This is a genomic window from Corallococcus aberystwythensis (genome assembly GCF_003612165.1).
GTDB classification, from domain to species: Bacteria; Myxococcota; Myxococcia; order Myxococcales; family Myxococcaceae; genus Corallococcus; species Corallococcus aberystwythensis.
Genome location: NZ_RAWK01000089.1, coordinates 1 through 25,424 on the forward strand (window position 1 = coordinate 1; position 25,424 = coordinate 25,424).

Consider the following 25,424-nt stretch of genomic DNA (forward strand, 5'->3'; position numbering starts at 1 on the left):
CTCCCATGCGGGCCATGACTCCCCCACCTTCTTCTGGGGGTGCACGATGAAGCGAGGCCGTTGGAGAGGAACCTGGGGGCTGGCTGCCGTGCTGCTGGGGCTTCCAGCGCTGGGGCAGCTCGAGGAACCGCCCCGGGGCGCGCCGCAATACTCCTGCTTCGAAGCGGCGCGCGAGGGCAGCGGGGTGAGCGAGAGCCTCGCGGCCCAGCTCTGCCAGGGTGCCAGTTCCGACGCCCCTGCGCGGTGCTTCCTCCGGGCCCGGGAGGGAGGATTCCTCGCGGAACCGCAAGCGCTCCAGCTCTGCCAGTACGCCGAGCCCTCGGACGATCCCGCGGCCTGTTTCCTCAAGGCGCGGACGTCCTCGTTCCTGGACGAGCCACAGATCTTGCAGCTCTGCCGCCCACCCCTCGCGGAGATACAGAATCTGTGTCCCTACGGTCCCTGAACCTCCCCCCTCCGCGGGCTCACCGGGTCCGGAGGAACGCCTTGACGCTCGGGGCCTGGACCTTCTGGGACTCGATGCACAACCGGATGGACTCCAGGGCGCGGGCCAGCGCGCGCGGACCGCCTTCGATTTTGTCCACGCGCGGCGTGAGGAACGTTTCCACCTGTGCAAGGTTGATTTCGTCGCAGAGGTTCCCTGTCTGGCCAATCAGCCGGCCCAGCTCATCCGAGCGCAGCCGCTGCGTCAGCGCATCGAAGTGCGTCTGGTAGAAGTTCCACGCCAGCGACTGCGACTCCGGCGACATCAGCGCCATCGTGAGGATGACCTGCGAGTCCCGCACGTCGAAGTCCGGTGACACCACGAGCCCCAGCGCCCGCCACAGCAGGTCCGAGTTCCGGAAGTACGCCAGGGACATCAGCAGCCTGGAACGCTCGGTGCGGTCCTGCTCCTTCTTCGCGGCCTCCAGCAACGCGTCGAACAGCGCCGCGTCACCATGCGTCGCGGCCCGGGGCAGCGCGCTGCTGAACGCCTCCGGGTCCACCGACTTCCGGTCCGCCAGCCACGCACGCACCAGGGGCAGCGCTTCCTTCACCAGCTGCGGGTCGTCGCCAATGCCACCCGCCAACCGGAGGAACATCGACCGTGACTCCTTCACGGAGTCGTCCTCGCCCGGCTTGGGCACCCACCCCATGGCCCGAGCGCGTGCGGAGTAGAGGGATGCCACCCACGCGCGGAAGCGCTTGCGCTCCTCCGGCGTGAGTTGATCCACGCGCACTCCTTCGAGCAGCGAGGCGCCACTCGCCACCACGAGGCGGTTCGTCGATTTCGCGGAGGCCGGCACCGCCTTCAGCGCCTCACCCAGCGGCAGGTCTCCGCGAGACACCGCCGCGTCCACGTCCGCCCAGAGCGACACCTGCTCCGCCGGGGTGAAGGCAGCCACCGGGGTCGCGAGCAGCTTCGTCAGCTGTTCGCGCGTGTACCCGCCGCGGTAGTACCCCGTACCGCCCGCGTTGAGCAGCACCCACGCCGGGCACTGCTTCGTGGGCAGCGCCACCTCCGCAGTGGGGCCCTGCAACATCGAGCACACCCGCGATGATTGCGTGCCCGTCCCCACGCGCAGACACACGGGTACCTGCCATTCCTGCTTTGCGTCCGCCTTGGACCCGACGGGCAGGTAGCGTTCCTGAGACAGCTTCACCGTCGGAGCACCGCCCGCCGGGCACGACAGCTGTGCGGTGATTCGCGGCGCGCCCCGCTGCGTGATGAACCCGCCGAAGGATTGCGCGACCTCCGGGCCCGCCGCCTGGGACAGGTCCGCGAGGAAGTCCTCCATCGTCGCGACCTTCCAGGCGTGCTTGCGGACATAGCCCCGGAGCATGTCGCGGAAGCGCTCAGGCCCCAGCCAGGCCTCGTACATGGCGATGACGGAGGAACCCTTGTCATACGTCGTCCCGTTGTCGAACGCCCCCACGATGTCGTCATTGCTGGCCACCGGCTTGCGCACGGGCAGTGCTGCCTCCAGCGCATCCGATTCCAGCGCGGAACGCGTCGCGGACATGGCGCGCATCTGCTGGTAGTCCCAGGACGGCTCCAGCCGATCCACCGTCTGCCGGTCCAGCCACGCGGTGAACGACTCGTTCAGCCAGATGTCGTTCCACCACGAGCAGGTGACGACGTCTCCGAACCAGTAGTGGCCCAGCTCATGGTTGGCGATGACCGCGTAGGACTTGCGGCGGACCAGCGTCTCTTCACCGGGCGGGATGAGCGTGAGCGGCTGCCCGAGCGCGACGATGCCCGGGTGTTCCATGGTGCCCCAGTACCGGGGCACGACCGCCACATCCAGCTTCTCGTACGGATAGGGCTGGTCGAAGAAGTCCTCCAGTCCCTTCACGATGCGCGGCGTGATGCTGGCGGCGTAGCGCGTCTCCGCGCCCCGGCCCTTGGGGACGATGAAGCGCAGCGGCACGTTCGTGCGGCCCACGGTGCCGGCCTCCACCACGTCGAACGGCCCCACCATGAAGGCCACGAGGTAGCTGGGCATCGGCTTGCTCTCCGCGAAGGTGACGCGCTCCAGCCCGTCCGCCAGCGGCTCGCGAGACACGACGGGATGGTTGGCGAGCGCCACCTGGCCAGCCTTCACGGTGAAGCGCAGGCGCCACGGCACCTTGAAGGTCGGCTCGTCGAAGCAAGGGAAGGCGCGGCGCGCGTCGATGGGTTCGAAGAACGTGTAGAGGTAGGACTCCCCGCCCTCCGCCACGCCGTAGAGACCCTGGCTGCGCTCACGGTCCACCTTGCCGGTGAAGTCCAGCAGGAGCTGGGCCTTGCCGGCAGGCAGTTCCTCCGGCAGCAGCAATCCCAGACGTCCCTCGTTCGCGGTGACGGGCTTCGCGTCGAACGTGCGACCGCCCACGGTGACGCGCGCCCGCGTCACGTCCAGGTCCTGCGCGTGCAGCCACACCTGGCGCACCGGCTCACGGACCTCCACGTCGATGGTGACGCTGCCCGGGTACGTGTCCTCCGTGGGCACGAGCTTCAGGTCCAGCGCGTAGTGCACGGGCCGCACGGTGTCCGGCAGCCGCAGCGCGGGCGGCAGTGCCTCCGGCCACGAGACAGTGGCCGGTAGGGACGCGGGCGGTGCGGCGTCCGGCGCGTGGGCACAGCGGACGGTCAACACCACCAGGATGAAGAGTGGGAGCAGTCGCATGGGGCCGGAGCCTAGACCAAGCGCGGGTTGCGCAAGGGTGTGGTGACTCCGGCGCGTCGGTCATCCTTGCTGGCGGTGCGTGCCGCCATACTCCAGGGCTGACCCGCTTGCCCTCGTGAAGCTCCGGCTGAATCGAACGGACGTGACCATGCGTCTTTGCGCCTGCCTCGCAGTTCTCCTCCTTGTGTCGGCCTGCGCTACGTCAGGTCCGGCCCCAAGAGAGCGCACGTCCCGGAACCCGCGGATCGCCAACCTCCAGAGAGCAGCGGAGCTGCCGTGGAGTGAAGAGGGACGCTGTGTCATCCAAGAGGCGTCCCAGCCCTGGTCCGTGGTGGCGGAGCGCTGCTTTCGGGCCCTCGACCACGACAAGGTCCGGTTTCACGACCCGACGGGACGCTGCACGGTCGCCTCCGCAGGCGCGGCGACCCTGGGCCTTGGAGTCTGCGTCCTGGCGGCCCCTGAGATCGTCGTTGGTGCCGTCATCATCATTGGCGTGGTGGTGGTCGCGGTGGCCATCAAGGAAGAGCTGGATGCGTATGAGCTACGCCACCTCTATCCCGAGGAAGCAGGAACAGCGCGAGGAACGAAGGCGACTCCCCGGGAGGCCACAGCGAACCGGAAGCCCAAGCTGGAGCCGAAACCCGCAGGGCAGGACTGGCAGCCCCCCATGCCGCCCGGTCCCCAGGACCGGACACGCCCCGCCAGGTGCGAACCCATCCCGGTAAAACACCGGGGCGGTGATGACGCGCACAACAAGTGCGCCGACACGTTTCCACCCAACCGCTATCCCGGCAAGGACGTGCTGGTAGACGGCAAGCACTTCGATGCACTGCAAATCAAGCTGCCCGTGCTGTGGGAGATCAAGACCGACCGGTTTGATACGTACAGTGACTTTCTGCAGGAGCAGGTAGTCGCCGATCAGGTGGAGGAGATGAGGGAAGAGCGGGACATCGCGGCTTCATGTGGATATGGCTTCGTGGTGGGAGTGAGCACCGAAAAGCACAAAAAAGCGCTGGAGTCCCAGGCGCGCGAACTCAAGGTCGTAGTCACAGGGTGCACTCGATGACCCAGCGAAGGACCCTCAACATCATCGTCTACGCGCCCGCGCTGATGGACAGCGATGGCCGCGCCCTCGCCATTGTCGAAGGGATGGAGCGGGCACTTCCCGGCTTACACCTCGCGTGGAAGGTCTCCAAGGAGGGGAAAACCATCGCATTGCCACAGCGTGATGCATGGCTCATGGAAGGAACCCGGAAGGGGAAGTTCCCTTTGGTGTGCAATGGAGACGAGGGGCATCCCATCACGATCTATGGGCTTCAGACGCCCGCGCGGCAGGCGCCGGGTGGCCGACAACTGCTGGACGTCCACGCAGGGCTACCACTCGACGCAACTGTGATTGGGACTGCAGCGGATGTGCTGGAAGGTGTGGCAGCGGGCGCAGGTGCATTCTGGGGGTATGCGACACCGCTCCCGGCGGGAGTGGAAATCGCACGCCAAACGGTTGATCCCGTGCACAAACCGGGGGTTCCGCCGAGAGGGCTGCCTGCGCTAAAACTCCCCGAGAAGATCCGCTCGCCGGAGATTCCTTATTGCCTCGGCTGGCTGAATTACTGGTCTGCCGCTGCTGCACAAGCCGTGGGGTTCCCAGATCCCGCTCGCGACGCGGACCTGCTCTCACGCTCGCGGCGCACCGCGACGGGCGGGTGGGTCGTGCAACTCACGGACGCACCTCTCGACCTGGACATCCCTGAGCACCTGGACGCGCTGAAACAAGCCTACGAACGCTTCCCGGTGATTGGCGGACGGCCCGCACCTTCGCCCTGATGCCTTCCAGATGCACGCGGCGGTGGACTGGGCCAGGATGCGCCCCATGTCCAACCTCCAAGGCAAGACCCTCTTCATCACCGGCGCCAGCCGCGGCATCGGCAAGGCCATCGCGCTGCGCGCGGCCCGCGACGGCGCCAACATCGTCATCGCGGCCAAGACGACGGACCCGCACCCCAAGCTGCCCGGCACCATCTACACGGCGGCGAAGGAGATTGAAGAGGCCGGTGGCAAGGCCCTCCCCTGCGTGGTGGACATCCGCGACGAGGCGCAGATCCACGCCGCCGTCGCCAAGGCCGTGGAGACCTTCGGCGGCATCGACATCCTGGTGAACAACGCCAGCGCCATCAGCCTCACCGGCACCCTGGAGACGCCGCTCAAGCGCTTCGACCTCATGCACGGCATCAACACGCGCGGCACCTTCGCGTGCTCGCAGGCGTGCATCCCGTACCTCAAGAAGTCCTCCAACCCGCACATCCTCAACAACTCGCCGCCGCTCAACATGGAGCCGCGCTGGTTCGGCCCGCATGTGGCCTACACCATCGCGAAGTACGGCATGAGCCTGTGCGCGCTGGGCATGGCGGAGGAGCTCAAGGACGACGGCATCGCCGTCAACACGCTGTGGCCCCGCACCGTCATCGCCACCGCCGCCGTGCAGAACCTGCTGGGCGGCGACGACACCATCAAGGGCAGCCGCACGCCGGAGATCATGGCGGACGCCGCCTACGCCATCCTCACCAAGCCCAGCCGCTCCTTCACCGGCAACTTCTGCATCGACGATGAAGTGCTGCGCGCCGCCGGCATCACCAACCTGGACAAGTACCAGTCCGTCCCCGGCGCGGAATTGCTGCCCGACTTCTTCCTCTAGGAACGCACGGCCTCCGGCCCCATGCCCCCGCGCAAGCTCCAGCGACACCTGGTCTGGCTCGAGTCCTTCACCGCCGCCGTGGAGGCCGGCAGCATCGACGCCGCCGCGGAGCACCTGGGCGTCGCCCGCTCCGTCGTGAGCGAGCACATCCGCGCCCTGGAAGAAGTGCTCGCGGACGGCGCCGTCCTGCTGGAGCGGGGGCCGGGCCGGCGCCTGCAACTGTCCGCGCGCGGAGAGCGCCTCTACGCGGGCACCCAGACGCCGCTGCACCAGCTGGACGTGAAGCGGCTGATGGACCTGGCCCGCGTGGAGCCCACCCTGCGCCTGGGCCTCAACCCCACCCTCTCCATGTCGCTGTTGGGCGGCATCGCGCAGGACGCCGCCGCCACCGACCTCAAGCTGGTGGTGGGCTTCGGCGGCTCGCACGAGCTCATGCGCCAGGTGCAGACCCGGCAGCAGGACCTGGTGCTCGACTTCACCCCCCTGCCTCCACATGACGGCGTGGACACCGAATCCCTGCTGCGCATGTCCTTCGTCGTCATCGCGGGCCCGGACTCCGCGCTCGCCCATGCCCACCCTTCCCGCCGCTCCCTGGACGTGAAGGACCTCCAGGGCCAGCGCTTCGTGGACTGGCTGCGGGACGACCCCTACGGCGGCGCCAACAGCGCGCGCTTCGCCGCGCACGGCGTCTCCGTCACGGAGGTCGGCCGGGTGGAGAGCTTCCTCCACCTCTATGAGCTGCTGCGCGCCTACCGGGCCTGCACCATCGCCCCGGACGTGCGCCCCGCCCAGCCGTTCCCCGCCGACCTCCACGTCTGGCCCCTGCGCGAACAGGAGCCCCAGCTCGTGGAGGTGGTCGCCCTGTGGCCCTCCGGAGGCCTCAGTCCCGCCGTCCGGGCCATCCTCGACGGGGTGCGTCGTCGCCTGAACAAACGGCGATAATCCGACGAAGACGTCGGATTCTGCCGGATTTCCGTCTTGCGGTGCGATGCGTATCCTTCAGCAGTCCTGGTTCTTCAGAAGGAGCCGCCCCGATGACCCCCACGGAACGGACCATTGCCCGCCTTCCCGCCCACCTGCGCCGCTACGTGGTGGCCCAGGACTACGCGGCGTACACGCCTCGGGACCAGGCGGTGTGGCGGCACATCCTGGGGCAGCTGCGGGAGCACCTGAGCGACAAGGCGCACCCCGTCTACCTGGAGGGCCTGGAGGCCACGGGCATCGGCGCGGAGGCCATCCCCAGCCTGGACGAGATGAACGAGAAGCTGTCGAAGCTGGGCTGGGCCTGCGTGGCGGTGCGCGGCTTCATCCCGCCGGCCGTCTTCACTGAGTTGCAGGCGCTGGGGGTGCTGGCCATCGCGGCGGACATCCGTACGCACGAGCACATCCAGTACACGCCCGCGCCGGACATCGTCCATGAGAGCGCGGGCCACGCGCCCATCATCGCGAACGCGCGGTACGCCCAATACCTCAAGGCCGTGGGGCTGGTGGGGTTCAAGGCCATCGCCAGCGTGGAAGACCAGGCCGTCTTCGAGGCCATCCGCAACCTCTCCGTGGTGAAGGAGGACCCCACCGCCACCGAGGAGGAGATTGCCCACGCCCAGGCCCGCCTGGAGGCCGCCAACGCCAGCCACCGCTACATCAGCGAGAGCACCCGCGCGAGCCGCCTGTACTGGTGGACCGCGGAGTACGGGCTCATTGGCGACCTGAAGCACCCGCGCATCTACGGCGCGGGCCTGCTGTCCAGCATCGGCGAGGCGAAGCACTGCCTGACCTCCGCCGTGCACAAGCGGCCCCTGGGCGTGGCGTGCGCGGACACGGACTACGACATCACCCGCATGCAGCCGCAGCTCTTCGTGGCGCGCGACTTTGAACACCTCTTCGAGGTGCTGGCCGAGTTCGAGTCCACGCTCGCGTGGAAGCGCGGCGGGGACCTGGGCCTCCAGGAAGCGCTGCGCGCGCGCACGGTGAACCACCTGGTGCTCGCGGATGGCCGCGAGGTGACGGGCAAAGTCGTGGAGTTGCTGCCGGCCGGGAAGGACGTGGCCCCGGGCCTGTCCTCCGCGCTGGCCCGGCTGGAGGGCCCCATCCTCACGTCGCGGAGCGGACAGGCGCTGGACAAGCCCTTCAGCGGCGCGGCGCTGGTCGCGTTTGGACAGGGCACCCTGCCGGAGCGCGGACGCTTCAAGCTGACGCTCGACAGCGACCTGGTGCTGGAGGGCTTCGCGGTGGGCGGCGGTGAGGTGATTGACCTGAGCGGCACGCTCGGGGGACGTGAGCTGACGCTGCCGTCCATGGCGCGCCTGTACCTGACGGAGCGGCTGCCGTCCGTGGCGGGCGGGCCCGCGGACCCGGGCACGTGGGACAAGTGGTTCGGGGAGATGGACGCCTTCACCGCGGGCGACGGCGAGGCCCAGGCGCGCGAGCGCAAGGCGCAGGCCCTGCACCCGTCGCTGGCCGCCCTCTACACGGAGGTGCGCCGCATCCGCGAGACGGGGCAGCTGGCCCCCGAGCGGCTGGAGCAGATTGCCCGCGCGTCCACGGACTTCCCCACCGACTGGCTCCTGCGCGCGGAAGTGGCGGAGCTGCGCGGTGAGGTGCCCTCGCGGCGCGAGACGGCGCACGCGTAGCGGCCCCGCCTTCCTCAACGACAGACGGATGACGTGAAACGGCCCGGTCGACCTCTTGATGAGGTCGCCGGGCCGAATCGCTTCCAGGGGCTTTCGCCGCCGGGACTACTTGTTGATGCGCACCATCGCGACGTCGTAGTGGCGCTCCGTCACGTAGCCGTTCGCGGCCTTGCCGGGGCGGTACATGTTCCCGGTCTTGTCATCCACGTAGAAGCGGTTGTTCGGGTTCGTGTCCTTGCCCGTGCTGGCGTTCTTCGTGCCCGGGTCGTGGAACGTGTAGTAGGTGCGGCCCTTGTCGTCGACGCCGCGGCCCGTGATGGTCACGAAGTGGTCCGTGAGGCCGTCCGCGTTGTAGCTCGCGTCCTTGTGGCTCACGCCCACGACCACCGGCTTGCCGGCCTCCAGCTGCTTGTCGATGTAGCTGCGGCCCTCGGCGGCCTTCTTCGAGTCCACGTTGAGCGCGCCGACGCCGTTCTCGCTCTTGCCCACCTGGATGCGGCGGTCGGGGCCCAGCACCGTCGCGCCGGAGTCACGCGCCATCGCCGTCGCGGCCTTGAAGCACGCCGTGTCGCTCGCGGTGTAGCCGTGGCCGTTCTCGAACTGGCTGTAGTACGGCACCTTCACGTGCACCGCCGGCTTGTCCTTGGACGGGGCCACCTGCTCCGTGTTCGCGGGGGCCGCCTCCGTGGTGGGCTTGGAGGTGTTCGCACCCTGCGTCGTGGGCTTTCCGTCCGTGCGGCCCGGCTTGGAGTCGCCGTTCACGGACGGGGGAACCACGCCCGTGTTGGTGTTGGCCGGCTTCGTCGTCGTGCCGCCGCCCGCCTGCTCCTTCTTGAGCATGGCGAGCGCGTCCTTCGACTCCGCCTTGAAGCGGTTGGCCACGCCCTTCTGCACGTCCTTGGAGTTGCCGGAGAAGTGCACCAGGGTGCCGCTGGCGTTGGTGCGGCCGCGCTCGGCGTAGATGTCCTTGATGAGCTGCTCGTCGCTCACCTTCGCGGGGTCGCGGCCGGCCAGCGCCTTCTTGAAGATGTCGTCCGCCCCACCCGGGCCGTGCTGCACGGAGGTGGACCAGGCCACGTCACGCAGCGCCGCGGAGCGCTTGTCCAGGTCGATGCCCGTCGCCTTCTTGATGTTGGCGGCGCCCGGGTCGTAGTGCGTGGCCTTGATGTAGTCGTGCTGCGCCTTGTCGAAGCCCTTCGGGTCCTTCGCCGCCAGGTCCTTCCACGCGGCGGAGAACTGCGGGGAGCCCGGCTTGCTGCCCGACAGCGCCTTGTGGAACTCGGGGTTCGTCTTCTTCAGCGAGTTGACGAAGGACTGCGCGGAGCCGTTCGCGGACGCGAACTGGTAGGAGCCGTACGACACGCCGCCCTTGTCGCCCTTGCCCGTGGACACCGTGCCGGGGCCGCGCGCCTCGTACTTGCGGCTCAGCCCGCCCAGCTCCCCGCCGGCCGTGCTGGTGGAGCCTCCCTCCGTGGAGGGCGTCGTCTTCTGCGTGCCGCCGGTGGACTGCGTGAAGGTGTCGCCCGACGTCTTCGTCCCCGAGCTCGACTTGTTGCCCGTGCCCTTCGCTTCGAACCCGTCCTGCTGCACCTTGAGCGACTGGCCGGCGAGGATCTTGTTCGGATCCTTGATGTTGTTGGCCTTGGCCAGCTCAGCGACGGACGTGTTGTAGCGCTTCGCGAGCCCGGTGAGCGTGTCGCCCGATTTGATGCGGATGTTGGAGACGGTCATGGGAAGCCCCCTCGTGTCGGGCCGCGAACACAGGCGCCGCGGTCGTGCATGGATTGGCGGGATTATCGAAAGCCAATGCGATCAGTTTCGCATTCCCAGCCACAATCGTGTCAAACCAGTGATTCCAGCAACTTCAGTTTCAGCGGATCGTTCCGCTGAAACTGAAGAAGCCGCTCAGGAGGGTCAATCGGATGTCCAGGATCCAACCGGATTTCAAAAGTGTGGCATTGCTGTTTGCCATTTGCGTCACGGGCGCGGTCCCGGACGCCTCGGCCCAGGGGCCCGAGGGACTCACGGGGGTCTATTCGAGCAAGCAGGGCCGGCTCGCCATCGTCGAGGGGAGCAACGAGACGCTCGTGCACTTCTCGGGGTCGTTCCCGCAGGGCAACAGCGCGGGCACCTGTGATTGCGCCTGGGTTGTCCAGAAGAAGACAGCCACCGCCTGGACGCTGAGCCACGCGGACGAGCCAAACCCCTGGACGCTGCGCGTCAATCCCAAGCAGTTCGTGCTGGAGTCAGGGCCTACGCCCCAGTGCTGCGGCGCGGGCTACCCGGGCAAGGACACGTTCGCCCGGAGCACGTCCCAGCCGCTGGGCATCTGCAAGGTGAAGGCGTCCAAGGCGGGCTTCCACGCATCGGACGCGGCCAACACCGCGCGCAAGGCGTTCGTGGTGTCTGGCGACGCGGTGGAGGCCTACGTCGACCCGCTGGAGCCGGACTTCCTCGCCGCGCGCTTCCAGGGGCCGCAGAAGGCCACTGCGGGGCTGCTCAAGCGCACGGACCTGGACTGCGCCGCGGAGGCAAGCCCCACGGCCGCCAAGGCCCCGGTGGCCGCGGACAAGCTCCAGCCCTTCGCGGGGACGTGGGTGGAGCTGACGAAGCAGGGCAAGGGCTTCGTGGTCCTCAAGCCCTGTTCGGCAGCGACGCGCAGCTTCACCGTCAAGCCCGCGACGGGCGAGGTGGAGGTGCAGCTGGGCCAGGAGGCCACGACGGTGAAGGTGACGTCCGTGGAGCCCGGCAAGGGCGCCGGGGCCTGGGTGCTGGGGCTCACGGCTTCGGACGGCAAGCCGGAGGCGCTCCAGTGGAAGACGGCCGACGCCGCGAAGGGCACCGTGACCGTGACGAGCCCGGACCTCTTCTCCCAGAGCCACGACTACGTGCGCCAGGAGAAGCAGTCCGCGTTCCCGTCCAAGCAGGAGACGGGGTGCGACGAATACGAGCGCTAACCCAGGGCCCGAGGGCGCCAGGGTCGTCCTCGCGGCGATAGCGCTTGATGCTTCCTGGAGCGCTACCTCCACGGCAAGCGCACGCGGGTGAAGCCGTGTGGGCAGGGCTCAGAGACATACCGACCAACAGTGAATCATTTGTCACCCGGGGTGAAATAGCACCCGGATTGACGCAGTGATCACTTTTTTCGGAAGTTCACCTTGTCGCGGACACCGTGATGTCCATGCCGCGACATGTCTCGACGCCAGGATGCGATGCATTCCGTGCACCGTGCCTGGTCGTGAGGCCGTCTTCTTCCCGTGGAGCTTCCCATGACTGGTTGGAATGCCCTGGCGCGGCACGCCTGGATGTCTGTTGTTTCCTTGAGCCTCGTCCTCACGGCATGCGGTCCCGAAATGGAAGAGGGGCCGTCCGCGCCTCTCGACGAGCCGGTGCTCGAGACGTCCCGGAGTGCACTGACCGAGCCGGGTCAGATCCTCACAGGAGGTGACCGATACACGCACCCCTACTACGCCTCGGGCGGCCGGTGCGTGTTCGAGACGACGTTAGGGACGCTGCCGGACACGTACCTCTCACTTTTCGGACCGAACAGCTCGACGAACCTGCTCGCCGTGGATGACGACAGCGGCGTGGGGCTTGCCTCACGCATCGAGGCGTACCTGCAGCCGGGCACCTATTACGCGACGGTGCGAGGCTTCAACTCCGCCCAGACAGGGAACTACCAGATCGACATGAACTGCTACGGGGGCATCCGCTACCAGTCCCACGTGGCGAGCTACGGGTGGACGGGCTGGACTCTGGATGGGCAGCAGTCGGGCACCACCGGGCAGAACCGCCGAATGGAGGCAGTGCAGATGTACCTGCTCAGCCTGCCAGGCGTGTCTGTCCGGTATTCGGTGCACCTGGGCGATGTGGGCTGGACGGGCGAGTACTACGACGGTCAGGCCGCAGGAACGACGGGGCAGCAGCGCCAGATGGAGGCAATCAAGATCTGGTTGACGGGGGCGGTGCCCTCGGGCTGCCACGTCAATTATGACGCCCACCTCGCGGGTTCGGGCTGGCAGGGCACGCGTTCGGATGGTCAGGTGTCGGGCACGACGGGCCAGAATCGTCGCATCGAGGCGTTGCGCATCTGGCTCAGCGGTTGCTGAGCGGCGCGAAGGCGCTGCATGACGAAGCCCGGCAAGCCCTCACGGTTGCCGGGCTTGTCGAAGATGAACGTGGAGCGTCAGGTCGCCCGGGCCACGAAGGACCTGGACCCTGCGGGTTCCGCCACTGCCTCTCCATCCTTCACTCAACTGATCCTGGCGTTAACGCGCCCGTGAACGCCGCCGGGCCCGTAAGCACCCGCCGAGCAGCAGCGCGACGAGCGCACCGGCCAGGGGGCCTCCCGCCGCCTGGCAGCCCCCGTCATCGGCGGGCGTCCGTGGATCATCAATCGGATCCACAGGCCTGCCCGCGTCGACGGTGCCCGCGTCCTGCGCTTCAAGTGGCGCGCAGGAGGCGGCCTGACCCGTGGCCGCGATGCACAGCCGGCCATAGCGCCCCAGGCCTTCCATCCGGCCATCCACGACCGCGACCACCACGCGCGTGGCGCCGCCCGCTGCCACCTGGGCTCGCAGCGCGTCCGGCCCGTCCGCGGTCACCACCCGCAGCACGGCGGTGTCCGTGACGGCCGCGAGGACCAGGTGCAGCGCGGCCGGGTCGGTGCCCGGCTCGGGCTCGAAGGACGCGCCCACGAAGGACGCGCCACCGGGGACCTCGAAGAGCCGCGAGGCCGCCGCCGCGACGCGCACTCGCTCCTGCGCATGGGGCAGCCCTACCGATGTCGTCGTCACCGGTGCATAGCCCTCGCCTCGCGCGTAGCCGAACCCTGTCGTCGCGCGGGGGCCGGTGCCCAGGTTCCAGGTGGCGAACAGGGCGAAGGCCGCGTCGAAGCTGGAGGCGAAGTCGCGGCGCAGGCAGGTGTCCAGCAACACCGGCCAGCGGGCCTCCGGCTGCCGCACGGACTCCTCCAGCAGCGCGAGGAGCACGCCGTCGCCGTAGCGCTCGCCGAGGAACTGGAAGAAGAGCCCCGCGCCGTAGCTGAAGGCCACGCCCGGCCCCGCCGGGTCCAGCGCCAGCGTGCTGTCCGGGGTGAGCATGTAGCCGCGAGTGAAGCCCTCCAGGTCGTCGAGCGCGGGCTCGAAGCGCTCGGTGGCCCAGACGGCGGTGCCCTCGGAGGCGATGCTGCCCAGGCCGGGCCGGTAGGCGGCCTGCACCGCGTGGAAGAACTCGTGGCTGGCCAGGGTGTCCACGGCCTCGGCGTCGGACGGGTAACCGTAGCCCGCGAAGTCGTTCTCCTGGAGCATGAAGCCCGTGCAGCGCGTGACGCCGTCCAGACAGGTCTCCTGCCGGAAGGCGCCGTCGCCAATCCTCGCGAAGTCCACCAGGTACACGTCGAAGCGGCCGTCGCCGCCGTCGTCCCCGGTTGGGTTCGTGTCGTCAGGTGGCAGGCGGAAGCCCAGGCCCGCGTAGAACGTCGCCACGCGTTCGTAGGTGCTGGCGACGCGCTCCACGAAGTCGGGCACGCCGCTGCCATCCGCGTCCGCCGCGGGCACGGCGTGGGGACCCTGGCGGGTGAAGTGGATGCGGAAGCGCTCGCCCGGCGACACGACGGACTCCACCGTGTCCTCGGGCTGGTAGCGCGGCGCGGGCGCGGCGGGCGAGGTGGGCCGCCCGGACCCGGCGGCCAGCCCCACCACGGCCTCTCGCTCGTGCGGCAGGCCTCGCGGGGTTCCCGCGCCGGCCAGCAGCAGGAGCAGCGTGGGAACCCCGGCGGTCATCACGGCAGCCAGGCCCACCGCAGGCGGATCGACCCCGCGCTGGCCGTCGAGCTCACCATGCCCGTCGTGTTGCACTCCTCCTGCACCGCGGGCTCGTAGAAGTCCCTGACCTGCAGCTTCACGTGACGGCCGTCCGCCAGTTGGACGAGGTAGACCTTGTTCGTCATCTGCAAGCAGCTGGCGTAGTCCCAATACGAGAGGGTCTGGGTCGCCGGGCTCTGGAGGCCAAACGAGTCCCCGGTGAACGTGCAGGTGTCGGGGGTGTAGTAGTTCTCCGCCTGGAACTGCGCCTCCGAGGGCACGGCCGTCACCGCTTCGAACGTCGTGCCGTCAGGCGTCTGCGACACCGTCACGCACGACGGCCCGGACACGCCGCTGTTGAAGCGAACGACGTACCGGCGCACCGCGACATCCCACGCCGTCGAATCCAGCGAAGCCTGGTCATCGATGTAGACCTTCTCGAGCCCCGTCGCAGTGAAGCGCGCGTAGGTATACGAATCCGGCACGCTGGTGCCACCTCCGCGGCCGTCCAGGAACGTGAGGTACTCGCCCTGCGTCGTGCCTTCCTCCACCACGCCACCGTCGGAGACGGCCGAGCGGAGCCGGAGCTTGTCGATGCTCTGCTCCGTGCAGGCCACGGCGTTACGGCACAGCTGCGCGCCAGCGTCCGCGGTCGTGCCCGCGTCGGTGGGCGTGCCCGCATCGGTCTCCGTGCCCGCGTCCGTCTCGGGCTCGTCCGGCGTCAGGGTGTGCAGCTCGCACTTGTTGTCCGCGTTGCAGGCCCAGGCCTGGCCCGCCGGGGCCACGCCATTTTCGCGGCAGTCGAATGCGTCCACGCACTCGTCGCTGCTGCACCCCGACACCACCGCGGCCAGCGCGAGGGCCGCCAGGGCCCCCATGCCGAACCACCGCGCGCCGCTCTTCCGGACCACCCCTCCAGGGTTGCTCATTCGCCGTCACCTTTCGCCGCGGAGCCCCGCGTTCATCGAACGGTGACGATCTCTAATCGATAACGATTATCATTTTCAATATCGCCCACCCAATTTTCAGGCGGAGGTGTCGCCGGGCGGCTTCGGTGCGTTGTGGGCGGACAGGCGGGGCTGGACTCCGGGGCCCAGCAGGCCCTGCATGGCGTCGAAGAGGTTCAGGTTGGCGCCGCTGGGGAGGAAGACGACCTTGTCCAGGCCACCCACGACGGCGGCCTGGGCCTGCGCTGCCACGGCCTTCACGAAGTTCTCCCCGCCTCCCAGGGACTCCACGCGCTGGCGGAACTGGGTGGCCTCCACTTCCGCCAGCCGCGACTGACGCTCCGCCTCCAGGTCGTTGAGGCGCTGCTGGCGCTCCAGGGTCACCTGGGTGGTGAGCCGTTCACGCTCGGCCTCCGCTTCGGAGCGGATGCGGGAGGCGCGGGCATCGGACTCGGCGCGGGCCAGGGCCTCCTCACTCTCCACGCGGGCGCGCTCCAGCTGGGCCTCCGCCTCCACCTTGGCGCGGCTGAGCGTCTCCAGCTGGTGGTTGCGGTTCTGGAGTTCAATCAGGGACTGGCGCTCGGCCTCCGACTTGCGGTGGCTGGCGATGTCCGCGAGCTGCCTCTCCTCCTCGCTGCGGATGCGCTTGAGCTCCGCGGCGGCCTGGGCCTCCTGGCGCGAGGCGTCCAGCTGGATCTGGATGTTGGTGTCGATGGCCTCGCGTAGCTTCAGGGCCGTCTTCTCATCGACGGGGGCGATGTCCTTGATGTCGATGTCGATGATGCGCAGCTGGTTCTCGGAGAAGAGGCGGTCCTTGCGAGCGCGGCCCGCGTCGTCCATGCCGAAGATGGCGCGGCGGATGAGCACGCTGGCGTTCTTGTGGAAGGTCTCGAACTCGTTCTCCGCGGCGACCTGGCGGATGCGCGACGCGAGGTTCTCACACACGTACCCGATGAAGTCGTTCACCCGGAAGATGGCCTTGTCCTTCTCCGGGTCGCCCTGCACGTCGAACTGCCATTTGTACGAAAGCTTGATGCGCAGCCGCGCGTGGTCGCGAGTGGCCACTTCGAAGAGGTCCGTGGCGAAGTCCGGCCCCAGCCGCAGCATCAGCACCTTGAGCTGGCGCGGACGCTTGGGCGTGCTGCCGGACAAATCCAGGACCGTCACGTCCTCGTACGGGCGCAGCATCACCTTCGCGGGCCCGAACTCCACGCGCGCATGATTGGTTTCGAAGTCGTTGATGAGGACCGCGGTGTTGTCCTCGATGCGCAGCACGATGGCGCGCGTGCGGTCCCCCTTCTCCGTCGCAATCATGAGACGCGGCGCGCGGACCTCCTTCGCGTCGGCGGGCGGAGGCAGCGGCGGAGTGAGGCCCAGCAGGGCCTCCGCGTCCGGAGACAGGCGCTTCTCATGCAGCTCCTGGTGCGCCTCCGGCATGAACTGGCACGGCCCCTGGATGAGCGACACCTTGCCCGAGCGCAGGTCGCGCACGTACAGGCCTTCCCCCTGCCCCAATGACAGCGCGGAGATCTCGCGGTGGATGAGGACCTTCTCGCTGGGCACGTAGGTGCGCGGACCCCGGACGATCCACGTGTCACCGGCCTTGCGAGCGCGCGGCTCGCCGCCCTCGTTCTCGGAGAGGTCGTCCAGCGCCTGGAGCTTCAGCCCCTGCAGCTCCGACAGGACGTGCTTGCGGCGCACGTCCCCTTCCAGCGCTTCGCCGGGCTCCAGGAAGAAGACATCCGGGCCGGAGACGACCTTGCGGCGGCCCTCCTGGACGCGGCCGGTGGCGCGGTCCACGGGATTGAGGATGACGCAGTACTCGGTCTCCTTGAGGACGCGGGCCTTCTCCAGCGACACGACGGTGACGGACTCGCCCGGCACGTAGCGGCCGGGGCCGCGCACCAGCCACTCGTCACCGGCCTCACGGCGGCGAGGGGCATCGGGAACACTGGTGTCCATGAAGGCGGTGAGCGCGCGCAGCCGCAGCGCCTCCGACACGCCCAGGACGTATTCCGGGACGATGTCGCCCTCCAGCTCCTCGCCGGGGTACAGCGGAAACACTTTCGGCCCCACGCGGACCTCGCGGTCGCCCACCGCGACGCGGGCCTGACCGAAGTCGTCCAGCGCCACCTGGCCATCCACGCGCACCACGGGGTTGCGCACCACGCACCAGCTGCCTGCGCCCACCTCCACCATCCGCTCCTTCGCGACGAGCGTGAGGTGCGCCTCCAGCGTCAGCACGCGCGGGCCCACCTCCATCAGCACGACGCCGCGGTTGGCGTCCTCGATGTATGCGTACTCGCGGTTCTTCAGGGAGATGCGCTGGATGGCTTCGGTGCTGGGGGCGGACGGCACGGGACACCTGCTCGGGCGGGAGGGTTTGGCCGTGAGTCATTGCCAGCCCCATGCCGTGACCGTTCCGCCCCGGAACAGTCAGGCGCTGCGCCGGACTGGCGCGGACGCTCGCTCCATTCCGGTGCGTGCGCCGTTCCAGATTGGAACGACCAGAGCGCCGGGGTTTCTCCGTATTTGCTCCAGACAGGCACGCGGGGCGCCATGACGGCGCCCGCCCTGCCCCACCCGGAGACATCCCCATGCATCACCCCTCGCGGCTTGCGTCGTCATTCCTCGTGCTTGGACTCATGGGAGGCGTGGGCTGCGGCCCTGCCCTGGAGGAGACGCCCGTTCCCGAAGCCGCTCCCCAGGAGCAGGCGCCCGTCGCTCCGTCGGAGGACGAAGACCGCGCCGTCACCGCCATGTCCACGACGGCCATCGCCTGGAACGACTTCGGGAAGACGACGGTGCAGTACGTGGCCGAGTGCGTGACCGGGGCCTACTACCACTCGTGCTTCTTCTGCGGGACCAACTCGCTCTACTCCGCGGAGTACAGCCTGAGCGACTGCACTTCGATTGGCGACATCCAGAACTCCTGCCTCACGTGTGACCGAGAGGTCCACGCCAAGACGGTCTACGCCGAGCTGCCCGACGGCGACGTCATCCTCGCGGAGATCGACCACAACATCGTGGCGTCGGACGTCATCGAGTTCCGGCTTCAGTCCGGTTCCGACGTCACGTGGTGGAAGGAAGTGAACCTCGTGGGCGGCGGGGACAACTGGCGCGTGTGGAACCAGGACGGCAGCTCCTGGTGCAACTGGCCCAATCCCTCCACGAACAACTGCGACACCAACTCGCAGTGGACGCACATCGTGCAGGACCCGAGCTCGCGCTTCATCTTCAGCAAGGCCAAGTGGTTCGGAATCCACACGGAGATGTATTCGCTGGGCGGCCTGGGCGACCACCTCACCGGCGGCGACCGCGTGACGTTCCGCTGGATCCGCGACTGATGAGCAGGTAGCGATCACGATGAGCCTCCGAGTCCAATGACTCGGAGGCTCTTTCATGGCTGCTACCGCGCGTCAGCGCTCAGTCCTGCGCTGAAGCCGTACGCGGCGGAGACCAGGTCGTAGCCGTAGTCCGCGAAGATGCTGTGGGCATAGCTGGTCGGGTGAAGCTGATCCCAGAACAGGTAATCATCCGGGTCCACGTTCTTGCCCTTGCACGTGCCGGTGACGTTCGTCAGGCCATACGAGGACGGCGCCGCGATGATGGCGTTGAACTTGGTGTTGGCGTTCATGCCAATGAACTTCACGGCCGGGAAGTCCGTGCGCAGCTTCGTCAGCGCAGCCGTCCAGCGCGAGTTGAACTCGGTGGTGGGCGGAGAGAGCACGGTGGCCCCCAGGCCGAAGGGAATGGACAGGGCCACGGGTGTCTTGTGCAGCGGCGGCATGTTCACCCACAGGACGTACTTCGCGCCCGCGGCCACCAGCTTGCGGATCTGCCCGTCGATGTTGGCCGCGGCCTTGGTGGCGGACGCCTTGATGGCCGCGGAGTCGAACGGGTTGTCCTGCGCCTTGTGGTTGATGTCGTTGCCGCCGCCCCACAGGACATAGAGCGCCGTGGGAGACGCCACCGGGTGTGCCTTCAGGTAGGCGTTCACCTGGTTCGTCATGTCAGCCGTCACGGAACCGCCCTGGGCGTAGTTCGTCCCGCCCTCGTCGGAGGCCACCAGCGTCAGGCCCAACTGCTCCGCGAGTTGCTCCACCCACGGTCCGGAGATCTGGCTGGAGGGATTCGTGTTCGGACCGCTGGTGGCGGTGCTGTACTTGCCGTTGTCACTCAGGCTGTCGCCAAAGGCGATGACGCTGCTCTGCGCGTTCGCGTGCAGAGGAAGAAGCACGGCCACGAGGGCCGCGAACAACAGGGACACTGACTTCATGTGGGGAGGCTCCGAGGGGGTTGGAGACACACGTCACCACGCAGTGTGTCACCAGCCTCGGAGCTTTCCCACGTTTTTCTGCTCTTGCTTGTTTTAATCCGGATGTTTCAGCCGCGGGCGGCGCGGGCGTCGCGGCCCTTCGCGCGGGCGGCCTTGGAGAGCAGGTCGCTGCCCTTCTCCTCGCCCTTCATCCACGCCTTCATCGCGGGCACCACCTGCTTGCTCCAGGCGCGGCTGGCGCGCACGTTGAGGAACTCCTGCACCAGCGCGTCTACCAGGGCGGAGAGCTGTTCGGTCAGCTCCAGCCGCTCCGTGAGCTGATCATCCTCTTCCTCTGTCATGAGCGCGGGCAGCTTGGCGGCGCGGATGTCCAGGAACTCGGCATCCAGGGTGACTTCGTATTCGCGCTCGCTGTGTGACACGCGCAGCCGCGCCTGGGACACCAGCAGGCCTCGGTCCAGCGAGTGGCGCACGTTCTCCGAATAGGGCGCCAGCGTGCCCTTGGCGCTCATCTCCGTGACGTCACCGGCCACGCCGCGCAGCACCACCTTGCCCAGGTAGAGGACGACGACGCCCGCGCCGTCATGCTCCACCAGGGGGTCGCCCGACTCCGAGCGCCACAACAGCCACGTCAGGAACTCGCGCCCCAGGTAGGCCCGGCCGCGCAGCAGCTGTTCGCGCGCCTTGCCCTTTTCGACTTCGGCTTCGTCCTTCTCCTCCTCCGTGGCGACGCCGTCGATGCCCACGTCGCCCCGGGCGAACGCCGCCTCTTCCCTCGCCTGCTCACGCTTCGCCATGGGTGCCCTCCACCGAAGCCGTCGCCGGCAGGTCCAGACCAATGAGCTCCGCCGTGGGGCCCAGGGCCTTCTCGTCGATGCCCGCGCGCTGCGCCATGGACGCGGGCGTGATGCCAATCATCTTCACCGCCAGGGCGCCTTCCAGCGCCACGGCGATCTCATCCACCGTCTTGCGGGACGCGGCCCAGATCTGCACCTGCTGCGTCTTCAGGTTCCACGTCACGTCCAGCGTGCTGGTGCGCGGCACCGCGCGCTGACGCAACAGCTGCTTGAGCTCCGCGCGCTGCTTGTTCTTCTCCGCGCGGGCAGGCGGGCGGCCGTTCTCGTTGGCGAAGGCGGCGGACCACTTGTCCAGCTCCGACTTCATCATCGACGCGGGGACTTTGAGCGTGTCGATGCGGAAGGCGAACAGGGCGTACTCGCCATAGAAGAGGTTTCCGGTGGCGAACTCGGAGGCCTCCGGGTTCTCCAGCTCCACGAAACCGGCGGCGCGCTCCTCCTCGGAGCGGCGGTCGATGGGCTCGAACGCATGGGACTTGAGTCCCTTGGTCAGCCAGCGCTTGACGTCGGACGGCGCATCCTTGGCCGGCTCGGTCCGGAAGCGCGAAAAGGTCACTGCACCACGTAGGACAGGCATGGGGCGCGGCAGGATGGGGGGCATGTGACGCCGCGTCAAGGCACTCGGTGTGGCTGGACGTGAAGCTCCGGGAATAGCCCCCGTGCAAAATCGTTTGCCCGTGCTCCGTCCAACCGTGCACGCCTCCGCCCCACCCCGCTGGCGGGAAACCATGACACTCCCAGGCACGCGACATACGGTGGCCGCCGCCATGCGCCGCGCCCTCCTGCCCGCCAGCGTCGTTGCCCTTTTCCTGTCCGCCTGCACCCACACGGCCGCCACGCCAGGGGGCGCCCCGCGCGACACCCTGCCCGGGGTGACGAAGGCCCTGCTGGAGACCCTGGAGGCGGACGGCGCACTCACAGGCGCGTACGTGGTGGACGCGCGCACCGGCGAGCCCCTCTTCACCCACCGCGAGAACGTGCGGCTGCTGCCCGCGTCCACGATGAAGGTGGTGTCCACCTCCGCCGTGCTGTCCGCGCTGGGGGCGGACTTCCGCTTCGTGACGCCGGTGTTCCTGGAGGGCTCGCAGACGGGGGGCCTGTTCCTGGGCGACGTGGTGGCGCAGGCGTCCGGGGACCCGTCGCTGGGCTCGTGGCGCTTCCCGGAGACGGCGCTCGCGTGCGACCGCATCGCGGAGGCCTTCCAGGCGCACGGCATCCACCAGTGGCGTGGCAGCGTGCGCATCTCCGGCACGGACGGCGTGGACGGTGGCATGGGCCCCGGCTGGGCCTGGGACGACGCGGCGTATGCCTACAGCGCGGCGCCCACCCCCTTCGTCTTCCGCGAGAACGTGGTGGACCTGGCGCTCACCCGCGCCCCGGGCGCCACCTGCGCGGACGCCCCTTCCGTCCAGTGGACGCCCACCTTCGCCACGCTGTCCGCGGTGGTGAACGTGGACGTCAACGCCGAGCGCTCGAACCTGGCCTGCGTGCGTGGAGGCGGCGGCGTGCGCTGTACGTGGCGCTCGCCCACCGGCGGGCCGTGTCCCCAGTCCGCCGCGGTGAAGCTGTCCGTGGACGCGCCGGAGGCCCTCTTCGCCGCGTGCGTGGACGACGCGCTGGCGCGGCACGGGGTGACGCGGCTGCCGCTGTCGCTGGAGGCCCCCACCCCGCCCATGCCGCCCATGCCGGTGCCGCTGGTGGAGCTGACCAGCCCGCCCCTGTCGGAGCTGGTGCGCGCGACGAACAAGGAGAGCCTCAACCTCTACGCGGAGCGGCTGGGCATGCGCTTCGCGCGCGAGCGCACCGGCCAGGAGGGCTACGCCGCGCTGCGCACCGCGCTGGTCGCGGAGCTGACGCGCCGGGGCGTGCCCACCAAGGACCTGCGTCCCGTGGATGGCAGCGGCCTGTCCCGCTACAACCTGGCGTCCCCCCGGGGCATGGCGCGCGTGCTGCTCACCAGCCTCCAGGAGCCCTACGGCGCCGCGCTGGTGGACAGCCTGCCGGTGCTGGGCGTGGACGGGACGCTGGCGGGCCGCAAGACGACGCAGTCCACCGCGGGCCGCATCCGCGCCAAGACGGGAACGCTCACGGGCCAGAAGTGCTTCGTGGGCGTGGCGGAACGGCCCCACGACACGGAGCACCCGCGCGTCGTCTTCGCGCTGATGCTCGGCAACATGGACGAGGGCACGAAGCCCAACGCCAACGAAACCTTCGACACCTTCTCCACCGCCCTGGTGGAGCTGCCCCTGCGATGAGCGTCCCGCAGGGGTCCACCCGCATGCGAGGTGAACCATGAAGTCCAGAATCGCAGTGACGACCGCCGCGCTGCTCCTGCCGCTCGTGGCCGGAGCGGCGGGCAAGGCGCCCGCGAAGCCCGCCGCCGCGGAGAAGCAGCCCGTGGAGACGGCCTACCACGGCACCACCGTGGCGGACCCGTACCAGTGGATGGAGTCCGCGACGGAGCCGAAGGTGCAGCAGTGGACCGACGCGCAGAATGCCTTCACGCGCGCGTACCTGGACAAGCTCCCAGGCCGCGAGCCGCTGCGCCAGCGCATCACGGAGCTGCTGTCCTGGAAGTCGCCCGCCTACGGCGGCCTGGATGAACGGGGCGGCACGCTCCTGGGGCTGAAGTTCCAGCCGCCCAAGCAGCAGCCCACGCTCATCGTGGTGGGCTCGCTGGACGACACGTCGAAGGAGCGCGTGCTGGTGGACCCCACGCAGGTGGACACCTCCGGCAAGACGACCATCGACTGGTTCCAGCTGTCGCACGACGGCAAGAAGGTCGCCGTCTCCATGTCCAAGGGCGGCACGGAGAGCGGTGACGTGTCGGTGTGGGACGTGGCCACGGCGAAGGCGATGCCCAACGAGCTGGTGCCCCGCGTCAACGGCGGCACGGCGGGCGGCAGCCTCGCGTGGAACGCGAAGGGCACGGGCTTCTTCTACACGCGCTACCCGCGCGGCGAGGAGCGCCCGCCCGTGGACCGCGAGGTCTACCAGCAGGTGTACTTCCACACGCTGGGCACGCCCACGGAGAAGGACACGTACGCGCTGGGCAAGGACTTCCCGCGCATCGCGATGACGGACCTGGAGTCCAGCGACGACGGCCAGTACACCTTCGCGCGCGTGGCCAACGGGGACGGCGGCGAGTTCGACCTGTACCTGCACGGCCCCAAGGGCACGTGGACGCAGGTGGCGAAGTACGCGGACAAGGTGGTGTCCGCGCGCTTCGGCAGCGACGGCGCGGCGTACCTGCTCAGCCGTAAGGACGCCCCGAAGGGCAAGGTGCTGCGCCTGCCGCTGGCCACGCCCACGCTGGACAAGGCGACCGTGGTCGTCCCGGAGGGCGAGGCGACGGTGCAGGCCGTGGTGGCGACGAAGAGCCGCCTGTACCTGGTGGAGCAGCTGGGTGGCCCGTCGCAGCTGCGCATGGTGGACCTGACGGGGAAGGCGCTGGGGCTGGTGCCCACGCTGCCGGTGTCGGCGGTAGGCGGCGCGGTGCGCCAGGGCGCGGATGACGTGCTCTTCGTCAACGGCAGCTTCACCCAGCCGGGCGCGTGGTTCCGCTACACGGCGGCGGACAACAAGGTGACGAAGACGGCGCTGGCGCGCACGGCGCCCATCGACATGAGCGACGTGGAGGTGGTGCGCACGGAGGCCACGTCCAAGGACGGCACCAAGGTGCCGCTCACCATCCTGAAGAAGAAGGGCACGAAGCTGAACGGGAACAACCCCGCGTGGCTGACGGGCTACGGCGGCTTCAACGTCTCCATCAACCCGGGCTACAGCGCGCTGGCGGGCATGTGGCTGGAGCAGGGCGGCGTGTTCGCAGTGGCCAACCTGCGCGGCGGTTCGGAGTTCGGCGAGGAGTGGCACAAGGCCGGGTCGCTCACGAACAAGCAGAACGTGTTCGACGACTTCTACGCGTGCGCGAAGCTGCTGGTGGACCAGAAGTACACGCAGCCGAAGAAGCTGGCCATCCAGGGCGGCAGCAACGGCGGCCTCTTGATGGGCGCGGCCGTGACGCAGCACCCGGAGCAGTACGGCGCGGTGGTGGCGCGCGTGGGCATCTACGACATGCTGCGCACGGAGCTGACGCCCAACGGCCAGTTCAACGTGACGGAGTACGGCTCCGTGAAGGACCCGGAGCAGTTCAAGGCGCTGCTTGGCTATTCCCCGGTGCACCGGGTGAAGGACGGGACGAAGTACCCGTCGGTGCTCTTCACGTCCGGGGCCAATGACCCGCGCGTGGATCCGTTCCACTCGCGCAAGATGGTGGCCCGGATGCAGGCGGCGACGGCGTCCCCCAAGCCCATCCTGCTGCGCGCCAACGCGGAGACGGGCCACGGCATGGGCACGCCGCTGTCCGCGCGCATCGAGGAGGAGGTGGACGTCTACTCCTTCGTCTTCAACGAGCTGGGCATGACGTACAAGCCCAACGCGACGAAGAAGGTCGCCGCGCCCGCGCCGCAGTAGCCGGGCTTCTCCCCACGCCCGTCTTCCGAGCCCAGGCGAGCCCTGGCGCTTGGGAGACGGGCGTTTCTTCTTCCGGATTTCGTGGCAGCCTGCCGTCCCATGAGCCCGCTCATCCCCTACTTCATCCTTTCGCCCGTGATCGCGGGCGGCCTGGCCTGGTGGACGCTCACCCGTCTTGGCAAGAAGCGGAACGCACGCGCCAAGGGTTCGCTGGACGCGGTGGTGGAGAAGCTGCGCGGGCAGAAGGTGCTGGGCGCGGTGGACCTGTTCGTCCAGGACGTGTCCTGGTCCGGGGACACAGAGCTGTCCCCGCAGAACTGCCGCGTGCGCGTGGTGATGGGCGGCCAGGATGCCAGCACCATTCCGACGCGCTTCGAGGTGGAGAGCGCGCCAGGAGCCCCCCGCCCGCCCGCGGACGTGCTCGCGGCGCTGCGCGCGCTGGATGCGCAGGCGACGGAGGCCCTGAAGTCCGGCGGCTGGAGCTGGCAGCGGCCCACCGTGGCCTTCGAGCCGGCGACGGCCCGGTAGCGCGGCGTTGCCTGCCGCACGCCCGGCGGGATTCAGGTGACGGGTCGAGAGACGCGGTGCCAGCA

At 68.9% G+C, this 25,424-nt stretch carries 19 protein-coding genes; 11 read left to right on the top strand and 8 right to left on the bottom strand.

Going from position 1 to position 25,424, the window contains the following annotated elements; genetic code table 11:
- Positions 1–464 precede the first annotated feature (464 nt).
- On the bottom strand, positions 465–3,149 hold the full coding sequence (locus tag D7W81_RS16375) for a M1 family metallopeptidase (RefSeq protein ID WP_120556315.1): 2,685 nt from the start codon (positions 3,147–3,149) through the stop codon (positions 465–467).
- Positions 3,150–3,477: 328 nt separating this feature from the next.
- Here D7W81_RS16375 and D7W81_RS16380 point away from each other — a divergent pair, with 328 nt between their 5' ends.
- From D7W81_RS16380 to D7W81_RS16400, 5 genes are all read left to right on the top strand, one after another.
- Positions 3,478–4,215 (top strand): DUF6310 domain-containing protein, encoded by a 738-nt coding sequence (locus D7W81_RS16380; protein ID WP_306440893.1) that lies wholly within the window; start codon positions 3,478–3,480, stop codon positions 4,213–4,215.
- A complete protein-coding gene (locus tag D7W81_RS16385) occupies positions 4,212–4,973 on the top strand; it encodes a DUF5953 family protein (protein ID WP_120556335.1) in 762 nt (253 codons plus the stop codon). Before D7W81_RS16380 ends, D7W81_RS16385 begins: the two co-directional genes overlap by 4 nt.
- Before the next feature lie 46 nt (positions 4,974–5,019).
- Positions 5,020–5,841 carry an SDR family oxidoreductase gene (locus D7W81_RS16390; RefSeq protein ID WP_120556336.1) on the top strand — a complete coding sequence of 274 codons (822 nt, stop codon included), beginning with the start codon at positions 5,020–5,022 and terminating at the stop codon, positions 5,839–5,841.
- Positions 5,842–5,862: 21 nt separating this feature from the next.
- A complete protein-coding gene (locus D7W81_RS16395; protein ID WP_120556316.1) occupies positions 5,863–6,783 on the top strand; it encodes a LysR family transcriptional regulator in 921 nt (306 codons plus the stop codon).
- Between the two features lie 92 nt (positions 6,784–6,875).
- Complete coding sequence (locus D7W81_RS16400) at positions 6,876–8,471, top strand: aromatic amino acid hydroxylase (protein ID WP_120556317.1); 1,596 nt, start codon at positions 6,876–6,878, stop codon at positions 8,469–8,471.
- Positions 8,472–8,576: 105 nt separating this feature from the next.
- Here D7W81_RS16400 and D7W81_RS16405 read toward each other — a convergent pair whose 3' ends face one another.
- Positions 8,577–10,202 (bottom strand): LysM peptidoglycan-binding domain-containing protein, encoded by a 1,626-nt coding sequence (locus D7W81_RS16405; RefSeq protein WP_120556318.1) that lies wholly within the window; start codon positions 10,200–10,202, stop codon positions 8,577–8,579.
- Positions 10,203–10,423: 221 nt separating this feature from the next.
- Between D7W81_RS16405 and D7W81_RS16410 the strand changes: the two genes are divergently transcribed.
- Both D7W81_RS16410 and D7W81_RS16415 read left to right on the top strand, forming a co-directional pair.
- Positions 10,424–11,428, top strand: coding sequence for a hypothetical protein (locus D7W81_RS16410; RefSeq protein ID WP_244227246.1), 1,005 nt, complete (start codon positions 10,424–10,426; stop codon positions 11,426–11,428).
- Between the two features lie 312 nt (positions 11,429–11,740).
- Positions 11,741–12,580 carry an Ig domain-containing protein gene (locus D7W81_RS16415; RefSeq protein ID WP_120556320.1) on the top strand — a complete coding sequence of 280 codons (840 nt, stop codon included), beginning with the start codon at positions 11,741–11,743 and terminating at the stop codon, positions 12,578–12,580.
- Positions 12,581–12,739: 159 nt separating this feature from the next.
- Here the strand turns inward: D7W81_RS16415 and D7W81_RS16420 are convergent, their stop codons facing one another.
- From D7W81_RS16420 to D7W81_RS16430, 3 genes are all read right to left on the bottom strand, one after another.
- Positions 12,740–14,254: an MXAN_6640 family putative metalloprotease gene (locus tag D7W81_RS16420; RefSeq protein ID WP_120556337.1), complete on the bottom strand. Its 1,515-nt coding sequence runs from the start codon at positions 14,252–14,254 to the stop codon at positions 12,740–12,742.
- The gene (locus tag D7W81_RS16425; protein ID WP_120556321.1) at positions 14,254–15,204 is read right to left on the bottom strand and encodes an HmuY family protein; all 951 of its coding nucleotides are present in this window, start codon (positions 15,202–15,204) and stop codon (positions 14,254–14,256) included. Before D7W81_RS16425 ends, D7W81_RS16420 begins: the two co-directional genes overlap by 1 nt.
- Positions 15,205–15,300: 96 nt before the next feature.
- A complete protein-coding gene (locus D7W81_RS16430; protein ID WP_120556322.1) occupies positions 15,301–17,580 on the bottom strand; it encodes a hypothetical protein in 2,280 nt (759 codons plus the stop codon).
- A gap of 239 nt (positions 17,581–17,819) precedes the next feature.
- Here D7W81_RS16430 and D7W81_RS16435 point away from each other — a divergent pair, with 239 nt between their 5' ends.
- Positions 17,820–18,569 (top strand): hypothetical protein, encoded by a 750-nt coding sequence (locus D7W81_RS16435; protein ID WP_120556323.1) that lies wholly within the window; start codon positions 17,820–17,822, stop codon positions 18,567–18,569.
- 62 nt (positions 18,570–18,631) lie between these two features.
- Here D7W81_RS16435 and D7W81_RS16440 read toward each other — a convergent pair whose 3' ends face one another.
- The 3 genes from D7W81_RS16440 to rdgC all read right to left on the bottom strand — a co-directional run bounded on the left by D7W81_RS16440 (position 18,632) and on the right by rdgC (position 20,935).
- A complete protein-coding gene (locus D7W81_RS16440) occupies positions 18,632–19,501 on the bottom strand; it encodes an SGNH/GDSL hydrolase family protein (RefSeq protein ID WP_120556324.1) in 870 nt (289 codons plus the stop codon).
- 107 nt (positions 19,502–19,608) lie between these two features.
- Positions 19,609–20,298 (bottom strand): hypothetical protein, encoded by a 690-nt coding sequence (locus tag D7W81_RS16445; RefSeq protein ID WP_120556325.1) that lies wholly within the window; start codon positions 20,296–20,298, stop codon positions 19,609–19,611.
- Positions 20,285–20,935, bottom strand: a complete 651-nt coding sequence (rdgC, locus tag D7W81_RS16450) for a recombination-associated protein RdgC (protein WP_120556338.1) — start codon at positions 20,933–20,935, stop codon at positions 20,285–20,287. Before rdgC ends, D7W81_RS16445 begins: the two co-directional genes overlap by 14 nt.
- A 190-nt stretch (positions 20,936–21,125) precedes the next feature.
- Here rdgC and dacB point away from each other — a divergent pair, with 190 nt between their 5' ends.
- The 3 genes from dacB to D7W81_RS16465 all read left to right on the top strand — a co-directional run bounded on the left by dacB (position 21,126) and on the right by D7W81_RS16465 (position 25,359).
- Positions 21,126–22,613 carry a D-alanyl-D-alanine carboxypeptidase/D-alanyl-D-alanine endopeptidase gene (gene dacB / locus D7W81_RS16455; RefSeq protein WP_167508068.1) on the top strand — a complete coding sequence of 496 codons (1,488 nt, stop codon included), beginning with the start codon at positions 21,126–21,128 and terminating at the stop codon, positions 22,611–22,613.
- A 37-nt stretch (positions 22,614–22,650) separates the two neighbouring features.
- Positions 22,651–24,831, top strand: coding sequence for a prolyl oligopeptidase family serine peptidase (locus D7W81_RS16460; protein WP_120556327.1), 2,181 nt, complete (start codon positions 22,651–22,653; stop codon positions 24,829–24,831).
- Positions 24,832–24,930: 99 nt separating this feature from the next.
- The gene (locus tag D7W81_RS16465; RefSeq protein ID WP_120556328.1) at positions 24,931–25,359 is read left to right on the top strand and encodes a hypothetical protein; all 429 of its coding nucleotides are present in this window, start codon (positions 24,931–24,933) and stop codon (positions 25,357–25,359) included.
- Positions 25,360–25,424 lie beyond the last annotated feature (65 nt).

Coding starts and splice junctions, on each gene's coding strand:
- D7W81_RS16375 (WP_120556315.1), bottom strand. CDS start 3,149: ATGCGACTGCTCCCACTCTTCATCCTGGTGGTGTTGACCGTCCGCTGT.
- D7W81_RS16385 (WP_120556335.1), top strand. CDS start 4,212: ATGACCCAGCGAAGGACCCTCAACATCATCGTCTACGCGCCCGCGCTG.
- D7W81_RS16390 (WP_120556336.1), top strand. CDS start 5,020: ATGTCCAACCTCCAAGGCAAGACCCTCTTCATCACCGGCGCCAGCCGC.
- D7W81_RS16395 (WP_120556316.1), top strand. CDS start 5,863: ATGCCCCCGCGCAAGCTCCAGCGACACCTGGTCTGGCTCGAGTCCTTC.
- D7W81_RS16400 (WP_120556317.1), top strand. CDS start 6,876: ATGACCCCCACGGAACGGACCATTGCCCGCCTTCCCGCCCACCTGCGC.
- D7W81_RS16405 (WP_120556318.1), bottom strand. CDS start 10,202: ATGACCGTCTCCAACATCCGCATCAAATCGGGCGACACGCTCACCGGG.
- D7W81_RS16415 (WP_120556320.1), top strand. CDS start 11,741: ATGACTGGTTGGAATGCCCTGGCGCGGCACGCCTGGATGTCTGTTGTT.
- D7W81_RS16420 (WP_120556337.1), bottom strand. CDS start 14,254: ATGACCGCCGGGGTTCCCACGCTGCTCCTGCTGCTGGCCGGCGCGGGA.
- D7W81_RS16425 (WP_120556321.1), bottom strand. CDS start 15,204: ATGAGCAACCCTGGAGGGGTGGTCCGGAAGAGCGGCGCGCGGTGGTTC.
- D7W81_RS16435 (WP_120556323.1), top strand. CDS start 17,820: ATGCATCACCCCTCGCGGCTTGCGTCGTCATTCCTCGTGCTTGGACTC.
- D7W81_RS16440 (WP_120556324.1), bottom strand. CDS start 19,501: ATGAAGTCAGTGTCCCTGTTGTTCGCGGCCCTCGTGGCCGTGCTTCTT.
- D7W81_RS16445 (WP_120556325.1), bottom strand. CDS start 20,298: ATGGCGAAGCGTGAGCAGGCGAGGGAAGAGGCGGCGTTCGCCCGGGGC.
- rdgC (WP_120556338.1), bottom strand. CDS start 20,935: ATGCCTGTCCTACGTGGTGCAGTGACCTTTTCGCGCTTCCGGACCGAG.
- dacB (WP_167508068.1), top strand. CDS start 21,126: ATGCGCCGCGCCCTCCTGCCCGCCAGCGTCGTTGCCCTTTTCCTGTCC.
- D7W81_RS16460 (WP_120556327.1), top strand. CDS start 22,651: ATGAAGTCCAGAATCGCAGTGACGACCGCCGCGCTGCTCCTGCCGCTC.
- D7W81_RS16465 (WP_120556328.1), top strand. CDS start 24,931: ATGAGCCCGCTCATCCCCTACTTCATCCTTTCGCCCGTGATCGCGGGC.